Origin of the sequence: Hydrogenophaga sp. 70-12, from assembly GCF_001897365.1 — a bacterium.
In the GTDB taxonomy this organism is placed as follows: domain Bacteria; phylum Pseudomonadota; class Gammaproteobacteria; order Burkholderiales; family Burkholderiaceae_C; genus Hydrogenophaga; species Hydrogenophaga borbori.
Map to the genome: position 1 here is coordinate 1 of NZ_MKSS01000185.1, position 13,208 is coordinate 13,208.

The following is a 13,208-nucleotide window of genomic DNA, read 5'->3' on the forward strand; positions in this document are numbered from 1 at the left end:
GGCCAGTTCCGCACCGAGCCGAGCGACGGCCTGGTGCCGGTCGAGGCCTGGGACTACCACTGCGACGGCCGCGTGCGCGCCCGCTTCCTCGTGGCCGAGCTGCCCGCGCCCACGCGCGTGCGGGTGATCGATGAAAGCGGCCAGGACACCGTCAACTCGGTGCCTTCCAAGTTCCTTGAATCCTTCGCGGACCTCGAATCGGCCCGCCGGGAGCTGCGCAATCTGTGCAGCTACGGCAGCACCCAGGCCGAGCTGCGCCCCCGCGATCCCGCCGCCTTCAACACGCCATGACCGTCAACATCACCTTCATCAGCAACGACAACAAGCTCGTCAGCGCGCCGGACAACAGCAACCTGCTGCGCGTCTCGCTGCGCGAGAAGGGCGGCATTCCCTTCAAATGCGGCGGCGGCCTGTGCGGCACCTGCAAGTGCCGCATCGAGCAGGGCCTGGACAACACCGACGAAGTGAAGGCCAAGGAGCGCAAGCACCTCAGCGACGAGGACCTGGCCGCGGGCTTCCGCATGGCCTGCCAGACGTTCGTGAAGGGCGACATCGCCGTGTCCTGGTGAGCGCCATGGACTGGCTGTCCACCGACCTCGTGCAGGGCGTCAGCGGCCTGCACTACCTCGCGGCCGGCGTGCTGGTGCTGGTCGGTGCCTGCCTGCAGGGCGTCAGCGGCCTGGGCTTCGCCATGTTCGCCGCGCCCCTGGCCGCGATGTGGTTCCCCGAGCTGGTGCCGGGCCCGCTGCTGGTGCTGAGTTGCCCGCTCGCGTTGATGGGCGGCCTGCGCGACCGCGCGGACATCCAGTGGAACCTGGCCAGCGTGGCCGTGGCCGGCCGCCTCGGCGGCACCGTGCTGGCCGCGGCCTGCCTGGTGCTGCTGCCGGTGAAGACGCTGTCGCTGATGTTCGCGCTGCTCATCCTCACCGGCGTGAGCCTGAGCCTGACCGGCTGGCGGGTGATGCCCTCGCGGCGCAACATGGCCGTGGCCGGCGTGGCCTCGGGGATGATGGGCACCATCACCTCGGCCGGCGCGCCGCCGTTCGCCATCGCCATGCAGAACATGGGCGCGGCCCAGCTGCGTGGCACCTTCGGCGCCATCTTCTTCATCGGCTCGGCGGTGTCGATCACGGTGCTCACCGTGGTGGGCCGCATGGGCGCCCACGAATACCTGCTGAGCGCCCTGCTGATGCCGTGGATGTTCGCCGGCTTCTTCGCTTCCAACCCGATCAAGCGCTTCGTGCCCGCGCCGCTGGTGCGCAAGATGCTGCTCGCCATGGCGGCGATCGGCGCCATCGTCGTCCTGCTGCGCACGCTGTCCGCGGCCTGAACCCTTCACCACCATGCAACACATCACCGACGCCGTCGTCGACGCCACCATCAGCCCCGAGGACGCGCAGGCCGTGCTGGACGATGCCTTTGCGCGCTTCGGCCGCGGCGAGGCCGCGATGCAGGCGCGCGTGCGCACCGAGGCGGGCGGCGTCAAGCTCTCCACCCTGGGCGCGGTGGTGCCGGGCCAGGGCGTGGTCGGCGCCAAGGTCTACACCACCATCCAGGGGCAGTTCACCTTCGTCATCCTGCTGTTCGCCGCCGACGACGGCCGCGCGCTGGCCTCGTTCGACGCCGGCGCCATCACCCGCCTGCGCACCGCCGCCTGCTCGGTGATCGCGGCGCGCCACCTGGCGCGCGCCGACGCGCGGGTGATGGCCTTGTACGGCGCCGGCGTGCAAGGCCGCATGCACGCGGTGCAGATGGCGCGCGCCTTCTCCCTGGGCGAGATCCGCGTGAGCGACCCCTACGCGCCGCCCACGCTGGCCGGGGAGCTGCAGGCCGCCTGCGGCGTACCGGTGCGCCTGTGCGCGCCCGAGGCCGCGGTGGAGGGCGCCGACATCGTGGTCACCGCCTCGCGGTCCACCACGCCGCTGTTTCGCGGCGAGCAGCTGGCGCCGGGCAGCTTCGTCGCCGCCATCGGCTCCAGCCTGCCGCACACGCGCGAGCTCGACGACGCGGCCCTGCGCCGGGCCGCGACCATCGCCGTGGAGTGGAAGCCGCAGACCCTGCAGGAAGCGGGCGACCTGGTGCTGGCCGCGCCCGGCGCGCTGGACCCCGCGCGCATCGTCGAGTTGGGCGAACTGGTCGCGGGCCTCAAGCCCGGCCGGCAGGACGCGCAGGCGGTGACGCTCTACAAGTCGGTGGGCGTGGGCCTGGAGGACGTGGCGCTGGCCGGTTTGGTGTGGCAGCGCCTTCAAGGCGCGGCGAACTGAGACAGCCCCAAGGCCAGAGATACCGCGGAAGCGGCTTTGCCGGGCCGCTGGTGTCGCCCCCTTGAGGGGGTCGCGCGCGGCGCGGCGGGGGTGTTCCTGTTCAGGGTTCCATCTGCGCCGCGTTGTACACGTGGCGCATGGCGAGCAGCGAGGCGAGTTCCGCGTCGCCCTTGATCACCGCGCGCAGGATCGCGGCGTGCTCGTCCCAGTTCTGTTGGCCGCGCGTGCGGTTGAGCGGGGCGAAGATCAGCGCGGTGCGGTCGCGCAGCGAGCGCATCAGCTCCTGCAGCACCGAATTGGCGGCGATGCTGCCCAAGGCGTCGTGGAAGCGCTGGTTCATCTCCAGCAGCGCGGCCTGGTCGTCGCTGGTGGCCATGCGCGTGCCCTCGGCCAGGATGCTTTCCATCGCGGCGATCTGCTTCTCGTCGTGGCGCTGCGCGGCGAGCTTGGCGTTGAGGCCTTCGAGCGTGGCGCGCACCTCGACCAGTTCGCGCACCTGCTCGGGCGAGAAGGCGGTGACCGAGGCGCCGCGGCGCGGCTCGATGGTGACCAGGCCTTCGGCGGCCAGCTGGCGCAGGGCCTCGCGCACGGGCATGCGCGAGACGCCGAGTTCGTCGGACAGGCGGCTCTCCACCAGGCGCTCGCCCGGCGAGATGGCGCCACCCATGATGCGTTCGCGCAGGGCCTCGACCACCAGCGTGGTCAGGGGCGAATGGCTCGCCCCCAGCGAGGCTTCCTTGCGTGGCAGGTTCATGGTGTGGGCGTGGCTCTGTGTTCGGCGGGGCGTCGGGCGGGGCCGGGGCTGGGTCCGAAGCCGGCCGATTCTATTCGAGCGCCCAAAAAAGACCGCGGCCCGAAGCCGCGGCGAATGCCCTGACGTGGAGGGCTCCAAAGGAAAACTCGACGGATGAACAGCGGGGGGAACACGGCCCCCCGCGCGTCTGCGTCAGAACAGGTGGTACATGCCCACGCCCAGCACGCTGCCGTCCTGGTCGGCGGCGCCCGGCGTCTTGATGGTGTTGGCGCGGTAGCCGCCGTACAGCGTGGTGCGCTTGCTCAGGCTGTAGAAGGCCGCCACGCTCCAGCCCGTGCGCTTGACGTCCGGCGCGCCGGGCGCCACCGTGGTGACCAGCTTGCCCGTGTAGTTGGGGTCGCCCACGAAGCCCGTGACCGAGCCCTTGGACTGCGCGATACCGCCCGACAGCAGCCAGCCACCGGCCAGGGGCACGTCGGCGGCGATGGTCCATTCCTTGGTGTCGTCCGCGCCGTAGGCCACGCGGCCGTAGCTGGCCAGCAGCTTGGCGGGGCCGAAGTCGTACGAGCCGTTGACGCGCGTGAACTTGATCGCCGTGGAATTGCTCGTGGCCTTCTCGTTCTGGAAAGCGACGCCGGCGAACACCGGGCCGCCCGCGTACTTGACGTGCACGCTGGTGATCGAGCCGGCGCCATCGGCGGCGGTCTTGTTCTCGCCGGTGCCGTAGCTCACCACGCCGCTGAAGCCGCCGAAGTTGGGCGAGGCGTAGTAGACGCCGTTGTTCGGCGCGTCCTTGTACGAGGTGCTCAGCCACGCGCCCTGGTTGGGCGCGAGCACCGAGTTCTTGGCCGCCAGCGCCGTGCCGCTGATGTCGTCGAACGCGCTCCAGGCCTTGCCGAAGCGCAGGTCACCGAAGCCGCCCGAGATGCCGACCCAGGACTGGCGCGTGAACGACAGGGCGGGGGCGCCGCCGCTGTCCATCGCGAAACCTGACTCGAGCTGGAAGTTGGCCTTGTAGCCGCCGCCCAGGTCTTCGCTGCCCTTGAAGCCGAAGCGGCTTTCATAGACGCCGCTGCTGTCGAGCTTGCTCATGCGCAGGCCGGTGGCGGGGTTCTTCTGGCTCGACAGGTACATGTCGGCCAGGCCGTACAGGGTGACGCTGGATTGCGCCATGGCCGCGCCGGTGGCCAGCGTGGCGGAGATCAGCAGGATGCTTTTTTTCATGGGAATACCGCAGGTTTGGGGGTGGTGGGGGAGGGGATTCAGAACAGCACGACGGCCAGCACGGTGGACGCCGCCAGGCCGATGAGCACCGGCAGCGCGAGCACGCGCACCAGGTCGGTGACCGGGACCCGCGCGAAGCCGGCCACGGCGATCAGCGAGGACCAGGCGATCAGCGTGCCGCCGCCGGTCCAGATCGCGCCCATCTGGCCGATCGCGGCGAGCGTGGTGGCGTCGATGTTGGAGACCGGGCCCAGGGCGCCGGCCAGCGCGCCGGTCAGCGGCAGGCCGGAGAAGCCCGAGCCGTCGATGCCGGTGACCATGCCCACGATCAGCAGGCCGAAGGCCACGAACAGCGGGTTGTGCGGGATCCAGTCCTGCGCGCTGCGCACCAGGTCGAACAGCAGGCTGGGGGTTTGTGATGCGTCGCCACCGAAGATGGCGGCCGCGGTTTCACTGGCGCCCAGGAAGAAGAAACCGGCGATCGGCAGCACCGAGCCCATGGCGCGGAAGGCGAACACGAAGCCCTCGGTGATGTGGTCGGCGCTGGCTTCCAGCATCTGGCGCGCGCCCTTCATGGCCAGCGTGGCGAAGATCATCAGCAGCGCGGCGGCGCCGCCCACCAGCGACGCGCCCGCGCCGCCCTTGAAGTCGCCCAGCGGCACGCCCAGCTTGGGCAGCACCATCAGCACGATCACCGTCAGGAACACCAGCGGCGTGACGATGGCGAACAGCTTGGACCACTTGAATTCTTCGGCCGGCACGCTCTGCAGCTCGCGCTTGAGGTCCTGGCTGGTCACCGGCTGGTGCTCGCGGCTGGTGCCCTGGGCGATCTCGGCCTTGTGGGTCGTGCCTTCGTGCTCGTGCGCCAGTTCGCCCTTGACGGCCAGTTCCTGCCAGCGCTCGAGGTGCAGTGGGCTGGCGGGCTGGAACTTGCGGCGGTGGAAGATGAAGATCAGCACCAGCGCGACCACGCCGGTGATGATGGACAGCGCCAGCGCGCGGTCGGCGATCACCGCCGCCGCCGCGCCCGCGGCCTTGGCACTGATGCCGGGGGCCACGCCGATCACGTAGTCGGACGACAGCGCCATGCCCTGGCCGGCCACGGCGATGGCGGCCGCGCCCACGATGGGCGGCAGGCCGGCCGCGATGGCGGCGGGCAGCAGCACCGCGCACACCAGCGGCACGGCGGGCGTGGGCCAGAAGAACAGCGAGATGAAGTAGGTGATGGCCGCCAGCAGCAGGTACGACACCGGCCCGTTCTTCATCAGCAGGCGGAAGGGCCGCACCATCAGGATGTCGGACTTCAAGGCCTTGAGGGCGTTGAGCAGCGACGTCATCAGCGCGATCACCAGGAAGATGTTGAACAGCTCCTTGGCGGCCACCAGGCTGGCGCTGTAGACGCTGCCCACGCCGGCGAGGGGGTTGCCCGTCCAGGCCAGGCCGACGAGAAAGGTGGCGGCGATCGAGGGCACGAGCACGTTCGCGCGGAACACCATCGTCACGATGATGCTGATCACGCCGAGCAGGTACATCCAGTGCGCCGCTGTCAGGGTTACGTTGGAATCCATGGGTTTGTCCGTGGGTGTGGTGCCTGCAGGGTCAGGCGGTGGTTGGTGGGCTGCGACCGGTGCGGGCGGCACCGTGGGGTGGTTGGCCGGCGGCCTTCCCTCTTGTTTCTGCCGGCGGGGTTCTGTGCTTGGCTGTCCTGTGTTCAGGCGCAGGTGCTTCGGTGGCGGGCGAGATCGTATACAGAATACTGTTTTGGCGTTTCAGGGTTTTCCCGCGCCACAACGGGGCCTGTATCGACCCAGAGTGGTGCGTTTTTGCCCGTCTCAGGGGTGGTTTTGGGGTGTTTGGGCTGGAGTGAGGGCATCTGTGAATACCGTATACATCAGATGCGGCCACGGAATGCAGGCTTCGTGCCAGGCCTTGTGCCCACCCCCAAGGAAAGGGCTTGCCCGGAAAGCGAAGGGCTTGGACAGGCGTTGCCCGGGGGTTTGTCGCTGCCCCCATGTGTTTGTATACTGTATTCTTTTAGGCGAACGACCCATGCACAACAGCCCCCTTCCCTGCGCGGTTCGCGGCGAGACGGCCATGGTGGCGACCGGCCACCCCTTGGCGGCGCAGGCCGCGGCGGGCGCGCTGGCCCAGGGCGGCAGCGCGGTGGACGCGGCCATTGCGGCGGACGCCGTGATGGGCGTGGTGGAGCCCATGGCCACCGGCATCGGCGGCGATCTGCTGGCCATGCTGGTGCCGCCGGGCGCCGAACCCCAGAGCTACAACGGCTCGGGCCGCTCGCCGATGGCTTTCGAGGCCGGGCTGCTGGCGCCGTTTTCCGGCGCCCGGTTGCCCGAGCGCCACGTGCACACCCTCACCGTACCGGGCGCGGTGCGCGGCTGGCACGACCTGCATCAGCGGCATGGGCGGCTGCCCTGGCGCGGGCTGTTCGCGCCGGCGATCGCCGCCGCCCGGGACGGCTTCGCCGTCGGCGCCGTCGCGGCGCGCGAGTGGGCGCTGTTCCAGCCGGTGATCGCCAGCGACCCGGTGAGCGCGCGCCTGTACCGCGCCGACGCCCCGCCACGCGCGGGCGAGGCCTTCCACAACCCCGAACTGGCCGCCACCCTGGAGGCCATTGCCCACGGCGGCCCCGACGCCTTCTACCGGGGCGCGCCCGCCGCCGCGGCCGAGCAGGCCAGCCGCGCGCGCGGCGGCGTGCTGACCGCCAGCGACTTCGCGGCCCACAGCGGCGGGTTCTGCACGCCCCTGCGCGGGCGCTTCCGGGGCCTGGAGGTGCTGCAGTGCCCGCCCAATACCCACGGCCTGGCCGTGCTGCACGCCCTGGAAGCCCTGGATGCGCTGCCCCTGGACCCCGAGGACCCGCGCAGCGCGCTGGACATGGTCCGTTGCATGGGCGAGGCCATGGCCCACGCCAAGCGCGTGGTCGCCGACCCGGCGGGCAACACCGTGTGCACGGTGGTGGTCGACGCCGAGGGTTTCGCGGTCACGCTGATGAGCAGCGTGTTCAAGCGCTTCGGCAGCGGCATCGGCGTGCCGGGCGCGGGTTTCGCCTTGCAGAACCGCGGTTTCGGCTTCGCCCCACCCGGCCAGCTCAACGGCGCCGCGCCGGGCAAGCGCCCCTACCACACGGTGGTGCCTGGGGCCGCGCTGCGTGGCGGCGTCTTTCACGCCGGCTTCGGCGTGGTGGGCGGTGCCATGCAGCCGCAGGGCCAGGTGCAGCTCCTGGTGCGCCTGGCCGCCTGGGGGCAGGAGTTGCAACAGGCCATCGCCGCGCCGCGCTGGCGCCTGGAGGGCGAGCGCGCCCTCGCGATCGAGGCCGGCACACCCGAGCCCATGGTGCGCGCGCTGCGCGCGGCCGGCTACGCCGAGCCCACCGGACAGGGCGAGCTGGGCGGGCGCAGCGACTTCGGCGGCGCGCAGATGGTGCTGCGCGCGCCCGATGGCCAGCTGCTCGGCGGCTCCGATCCGCGCAAGGACGGCATGGCCCTGGCCTGCGAGGCCGCCACCCGCTGAACCCGCCTTTTCACCGACCCCCGCAAAGGACCCCCATGGCATTGACGATCTATGGCATCGCCGCGTCGCGCGCGATCCGCCCGCTCTGGGCCGCCGAGGAACTGGGCCTGCCCTACCGGCATGTGCCCTGGCACTACAACGGCCCCGAGACCCGCGAGCCGGCCTACCTGGCGATCAACCCCAATGGCACCGTGCCCGCCATCGACGACGGCGGCCTGCTGTTGTTCGAGTCGCTGGCCATCACGCTGCACCTGGCGCAGACGCGCCCGGCGGGCGGCCTGTGGAGCGACACGCCCGAGGGCGTCGCCGGCCTGTACCAGTGGACGCTGTGGGCCGCGACCGAGATCGAACCGCTGGCGCGCCAGTGGTTCCACCACACCAGCTTCCTGCCGCCCGAGCAGCGCATCGAATCGCTGGCCACGGCCGCCCTCGACAAGCTGCAGGCGCGCCTGGCGGTGCTCGAGCGCCACCTGGCCGGGCGCGAGTGGCTGGTGGGCGAGCGCTTCAGCGTCGCCGATCTGAACCTGGCCGCCGTGCTGCAGCGGCTCGACGCCCTGGGCCGCGGTGAGCTGCCCCACACCCGGGCCTGGCACCAACGCTGCCTGGCCCGGCCGGCGGCGCAGCGCGCCTGGGCCCTGCGCCAAGCCAAGGCCTGAGCGGCGCTCAGGCGCGCGCCGGGCCGCTGGCGCCGCCCGCGTCCAGCAAGCGGAAGAAGCCCACCACCTCGGCCAGCCGCGCCGCCTGCGTGCGCAGGCTGTCGGCCGCGGCGGCGCTTTCTTCCACCAGCGCGGCGTTCTGCTGCGTGGCCTGGTCGAGCTGCGCGATGGCGCTGTTGACCTGGCCGATGCCCTCGGTCTGCTCGCCGGTGGCGGCGCCGATCTCCGAGATCAGGTCCGTCACGCGGCGCACCTGGCCGACGATGTCGTCCATCGCCGCGCGCGCGTCGCCGACCAGGCGCGAGCCCGATTCGACCTTGCCCACGCTGGCGCCGATCAGGGCCTTGATCTCTTTCGCCGCCTCGGCGCTGCGCTGGGCCAGGCTGCGCACCTCACCGGCCACCACGGCGAAGCCGCGGCCCTGCTCGCCGGCGCGCGCCGCTTCCACGGCGGCGTTGAGCGCCAGGATGTTGGTCTGGAAGGCGATGCCGTCGATGACGCCGATGATGTCGCCGATCTTCTGGCTGCTGGACTGGATGTCCTGCATGGTGGCCACCACCTGGCCCACCACCTCGCCGCCCTTCACGGCGGCCGAACTGGCCAAGGTGGCCAGTTGCGTGGCCTGGCGCGCGGTGTCGGCGCTGTTGCGCACGGTGGCGTTCATCTGCTCCATCGAGGCGGCGGTCTGCTGCAGGTTGCTGGCCTGCTGCTCGGTGCGGGTCGAGAGGTCGGCGTTGCCCGAGGCGATCTGGGCGCTGCCGGTGGCGATGCTGTCGCTGCCCTGGCGCACGTCACCCACGATGCGCACCAGGCTTTCGTTCATGGCCTTGAGCGCGGCCTGCAGTTCGCCCAGCTCGTCGCGGCGCGTCACGGCGATGCTGGAGCGCAGATCGCCCGAGGCCACGGTCTGCGCCACGCTCACCGCCTCCAGGATGGGGCCGACGATGGAGCGCGTCATCAGCAGGGCCAGCATCAGCGCGGCCACCACGGCCACCGCGCTGGCGCCGAGCATCAGGTTGCGGTTGCGGGCATAGCTGGCGTTCGAGGCCTGGACCTCGTCCGCGGCCTGCTCGGCGGAAAAGTCCAGGTAGGCGTGGCCGGCCTTGACCAGGGCCTCGAGCAGCGGCCGGCAGTCGGTCTCCATGCGCTGCACGGCGCCTTCGCGATCGCCCTTCACGGCGCGGTCCAGGATGTCCAGCGCCACCGGGCCGTACTTCGCTTCCACGGCCATGAGTTCGTCGAACAGGCGGCGCTCCTGCGGGCCGGTGTGTTCGTCGCTGTCCAGTGCCTGGCGCAGCGCCTTGAAACCCTCGACCACCTGGCCGTGGGCGACGGTGGTGGCGTTCTTCTCGTGTTCGCGGGCCGCGGGCGAGCCCACCAGCACGAGGTTGCGCACGCCGATGGCGCGCGCATTGGCCGCGTCCAGCACGTTGTTGGCCAGCATCACGCGGTGCGAGGTCTCGCCCACGTATTGATTGAAGCTGTCGTGCTCGTGCCCGAGCGAGCGCATCGACAGCGTGGCCACCGCGAGCACGATGACCGCGAGCAGCATGAAGCCGGCCATCAGCCGGGCTTTGACGGACAGACGATCGATACCCATGACCCTGGCTCCCTTCCTTGGTGAACGTGTGGCTACCGGTGGGGTATGCGGTCCCGATGGGGGTTCCGCCTTCCGGATATCGACACGCGCCGCGCGGGGATTTCAGGTGGCGCGACAGCCGGCCGGCGCCTTGCCACTTTGGTCGTCAGGGGGGGGGGTTCTGGTGCTGAAATGCGGGCCTTTGATCTACAGGTCGACGCCGGCCCGCGCCGGTCGTCACGACCTTAAGTCGTCCAGCGGGCCTTGCCCGCTGCCGTCACCAGGGCATGGAGAAGGTCTTGCAGTTGGTGAAGGACTTGATCGCCTCCTGCACGCCTTCCTTGTAGCCCAGGCCCGAGTCCTTGATGCCGCCGAAGGGCGTGAGCTCGATGCGGTAGCCCGGCACCTCCCACAGGTTTACCGAGCCCACCTTCAGCTCGCGCGCGAAACGCGCGGCGTCGTCGAAGCGGTTGGTGCAGATGCCCGAGGACAGGCCGAAGGCCGTGCCGTTGGACAGTCGGATCGCCTCGTCGATGTCCTTGAAGCCGATGATGGGCGAGACCGGGCCGAAGGTCTCTTCGCGCACCACCGTCATCTCGGGCCGCACGCGGTCGAGCACCGTGGGCGAGTAGAGCGCGCCGTCGCGCCGGTTGCCCACCAGCAGGCGGGCGCCCTGCACCACGGCGTCGTCCACCACGCGCTGGAAATGCGCCGCCGCGGCCGCGTCGATCACCGTGCCCATCTCGTTGCGGCGGTCCATCGGGTCGCCGTAGGTCCAGGCGCGGGTCTTGGCCACCACGCGCTCGGTGAAGTCGGCCAGCACCTTCTGGTGCACCAGCATGCGCTTGACGGCGGTGCAGCGCTGGCCCGAGTTCTTGTACGAGCCTTGCACCGCGAGCTCGCTGGCCTTGTCGAGGTCGGCGTCGTCCATCACGATCAGGGGGTCGTTGCCGCCCAGCTCCAGCACCAGGCGCTTGTAGCCCGCCTTGGCGGCGATGTACTTGCCGATGGCCACGCCACCGGTGAAGGTGATCAGGTCCACGTGCGGGTTCGTGATCAGCTCGTCGGCGATCTCGCGCGGGTCGCCGCTCACCACCTGCAGCATCTCCGGTGGCAGGCCGGCCTCGTACAGCAGGTCGGCGAACCAGTAGGCCGACAGCGGCACCTTCTCCGAGGGCTTGAGCACCATGCGGTTGTTGGTGGCCACGCTGGGCACCACCTTGTGCGCCACCTGGTTCATGGGGTGGTTGAAAGGCGTGATGGCCGTGATCACGCCCAGCAGCGGCTCGCGCGTGGTGATCACCTTGCGGCGCTTGCCGTGCGGCGTGAGGTCGCAGGAGAACACCTGGCCGTCGTCGCGCAGGGCCTCGTTGGCGCCGAAGTTCAGCACGTCGGCCACGCGGCCGATCTCGTACACGCTGTCCTTCTTGCTCAGGCCGGACTCGGCGGTGATCAGGTCGGAGCCGGCCTCGGTGCGCTCGCGCAGCAGCGCCGCCGCGCGGTTGAGGATGGCCGAGCGCTCGTAGCGGCTGAGCCGGGGCTGGTAGGCCTGGGCGATGTCCATGGCGCGGCGCACGTCCTCCACGCTGGCCATGGCCACGCTGCCCACGCGCTCGCCGTTGTAGGGGTTGAGCACGTCGAAGCGGCGGCCCGTGTGCACCTGTTCGCCGCCGATGCGCAGCGCTTCTTCCCGGAAGCCGTGGCTTTCCATCACCTCGCTCATGCCATTTCCTTTTCGGCGCTGCCGATGAAATTGCGGCCGCGCGCGCCGGTCAGGGCGTGCGCCACCATTTGTTCGGCCTGTTCGTCGCTCACGCCGTAGTCGGCGAAGCGCGTGCGCACGCCCAGGCGTTCGATGAAGGCGGTGAGGCGCCCGGGCGCCTCGTCCAGGTCGCCCAGGGCCTGGGCCAGCACGGCGTCGCGGTCGGCCCGGCGGCCGATGGCGCGCGCCAGCACCAGGGGCAGCGGGAAGGAGCAGGCGATGCCGTGCGGCAGGCCGTAGCGCAGCGTCATCTCGTAGGAAATGGAGTGCGCCAGCGCGGTGCGCGTGTTCGAGAAGGCCATGCCGGCCTTGAGCGCGGCCAGCGCCATGCGCGCGCGCAGCTCGCGGTCGTCCAGGCGGTGCATCAGGCGCGGCAGGGCGTCCAGGATGTCGTGCACCGCCGCCACGGCGAAGGTGTCCGACACCGGGTTGGCGTTGACGTTCCAGATCGACTCCAGCGCGTGCGACAGCGCGTCCAGCCCGCTCTGCAGCGTCACCGACGCCGGCAGCGAGAGCATCAGCTCGGGGTCGATGATCGCGGCCGTGGGCCAGGTCTCCTTCAGGTGCAGCGAGTGCTTCACCTGGCGGCCACGGTCCCAGATGGTGGCCCAGGGCGTGACTTCGCTGCCGGTGCCGGCGGTGGTGGGCACGGCGATGAGCGCCTTCACGCCGGACGGCGTGAACGGCTGGCCCGAGGCCAGCGCGGCCACCAGGGTGGCGAAGGCGCCGTCGGGCGTGCCCACCATCAGCGCCTTGGCGGTGTCGATGGCGCTGCCGCCGCCGAGCGCGACGATGGCCTCGGCGCCGCGGTCGTCGCGCCAGAAGGCCTCGTAGGGCGCGGCGAGCTCGGCCACGTCGGGATTGGGGCGCACGTCCTCGATGACGCCCACCAGGCCATCGCCGAGCAGGGCCTCGACCCGGGCCACCAGGCCCAGCGCGCGCGCCTCCGGAAAGGTCACCAGCAGGGCCTTGCGGCCGGCGAGCAGCCCGGGCAGGGCACACAGGGCCCCGGCCCCGTAGACGCTGCGCACGGGGTTGTAGTAGTCATGCGGCATGGGGACCTCTAGCGGTTGACGGCCACGTGGTTGAGCGCGAGGTCGAAGACGTCGAAGTTGCGCAGCCGGCGGGTGGCGGGCACGCCCTGCAGCGGGCGGTTGAACAGCAGCGGCACCTTCTGTTCGGAGATGCCGCCGTGCGAGCGCAGCGGCACCGTGAGGCCGGAGAGGTCGTGCTTGTGCTCGCTGGTGCCCAGCACCGTGAGGTGGTCGCTCACGATGACCAGGTCGCCGATGCGCTCAGGCGGCAGCTCGAAGCGGCTGGCGGCCTGCTCGCGGCTGAGCACCACCTCGATGCCCGGCAGGGCCTCGATGGCGGCGCGCGCGCGCGCGATGGCCTCGGCGCCGGGCAGGTGCACGGTGGCGTAGGAGCCCAGCGCGCC

At 71.0% G+C, this 13,208-nt stretch carries 12 protein-coding genes and 1 pseudogene; 6 read left to right on the forward strand and 7 right to left on the reverse strand.

The features are described 5' to 3' along the window. The 4 genes from BGO22_RS11155 to BGO22_RS11170 form a co-directional block, all read left to right on the forward strand. On the forward strand, nt 1–291 hold a 291-nt coding region (locus BGO22_RS11155), incomplete at its 5' end, for a ferredoxin (protein WP_286850879.1). Continuing rightward, nucleotides 288–569 (forward strand): 2Fe-2S iron-sulfur cluster-binding protein, encoded by a 282-nt coding sequence (locus tag BGO22_RS11160; RefSeq protein WP_070399335.1) that lies wholly within the window; start codon nt 288–290, stop codon nt 567–569. The genes BGO22_RS11155 and BGO22_RS11160, both read left to right, overlap by 4 nt. Nucleotides 570–574: 5 nt before the next feature. After that, entirely contained in the window at nt 575–1,330 is a 756-nt protein-coding gene (locus tag BGO22_RS11165; RefSeq protein WP_070399336.1) for a sulfite exporter TauE/SafE family protein, read from the forward strand. 13 nt (nt 1,331–1,343) lie between these two features. Beyond that, nucleotides 1,344–2,264: an ornithine cyclodeaminase family protein gene (locus BGO22_RS11170; RefSeq protein WP_070399337.1), complete on the forward strand. Its 921-nt coding sequence runs from the start codon at nt 1,344–1,346 to the stop codon at nt 2,262–2,264. A gap of 100 nt (nt 2,265–2,364) precedes the next feature. On the opposite strand, the gene BGO22_RS11175 is transcribed toward BGO22_RS11170, so the two are convergent. The 3 genes from BGO22_RS11175 to BGO22_RS11185 form a co-directional block, all read right to left on the reverse strand. Then, nucleotides 2,365–3,018 carry a GntR family transcriptional regulator gene (locus BGO22_RS11175; RefSeq protein ID WP_070399338.1) on the reverse strand — a complete coding sequence of 218 codons (654 nt, stop codon included), beginning with the start codon at nt 3,016–3,018 and terminating at the stop codon, nt 2,365–2,367. 192 nt (nt 3,019–3,210) lie between these two features. Continuing rightward, a complete protein-coding gene (locus BGO22_RS11180; RefSeq protein WP_070399339.1) occupies nt 3,211–4,242 on the reverse strand; it encodes a porin in 1,032 nt (343 codons plus the stop codon). 38 nt (nt 4,243–4,280) lie between these two features. Then, entirely contained in the window at nt 4,281–5,810 is a 1,530-nt protein-coding gene (locus tag BGO22_RS11185; RefSeq protein ID WP_070399340.1) for a hypothetical protein, read from the reverse strand. Nucleotides 5,811–6,291: 481 nt separating this feature from the next. Between BGO22_RS11185 and BGO22_RS11190 the strand changes: the two genes are divergently transcribed. Then, nucleotides 6,292–7,773 carry a gamma-glutamyltransferase family protein gene (locus BGO22_RS11190; RefSeq protein ID WP_286850882.1) on the forward strand — a complete coding sequence of 494 codons (1,482 nt, stop codon included), beginning with the start codon at nt 6,292–6,294 and terminating at the stop codon, nt 7,771–7,773. Nucleotides 7,774–7,808: 35 nt separating this feature from the next. Beyond that, nucleotides 7,809–8,429 carry a glutathione S-transferase family protein gene (locus tag BGO22_RS11195; RefSeq protein WP_286850885.1) on the forward strand — a complete coding sequence of 207 codons (621 nt, stop codon included), beginning with the start codon at nt 7,809–7,811 and terminating at the stop codon, nt 8,427–8,429. Nucleotides 8,430–8,436: 7 nt separating this feature from the next. Here BGO22_RS11195 and BGO22_RS11200 read toward each other — a convergent pair whose 3' ends face one another. The 4 genes and pseudogenes from BGO22_RS11200 to BGO22_RS11215 all read right to left on the reverse strand — a co-directional run. After that, on the reverse strand, nt 8,437–10,029 hold the full coding sequence (locus tag BGO22_RS11200) for a methyl-accepting chemotaxis protein (protein WP_286850886.1): 1,593 nt from the start codon (nt 10,027–10,029) through the stop codon (nt 8,437–8,439). Between the two features lie 256 nt (nt 10,030–10,285). Continuing rightward, on the reverse strand, nt 10,286–11,731 hold the full coding sequence (gene phnY / locus BGO22_RS11205; RefSeq protein ID WP_204743439.1) for a phosphonoacetaldehyde dehydrogenase: 1,446 nt from the start codon (nt 11,729–11,731) through the stop codon (nt 10,286–10,288). Next, the gene (gene psrA, locus BGO22_RS11210; RefSeq protein ID WP_070399345.1) at nt 11,728–12,825 is read right to left on the reverse strand and encodes an iron-containing alcohol dehydrogenase PsrA; all 1,098 of its coding nucleotides are present in this window, start codon (nt 12,823–12,825) and stop codon (nt 11,728–11,730) included. Before psrA ends, phnY begins: the two co-directional genes overlap by 4 nt. Before the next feature lie 8 nt (nt 12,826–12,833). Next, nucleotides 12,834–13,208: pseudogene (locus BGO22_RS11215) on the reverse strand (phosphonoacetate hydrolase); the annotation flags it as partial.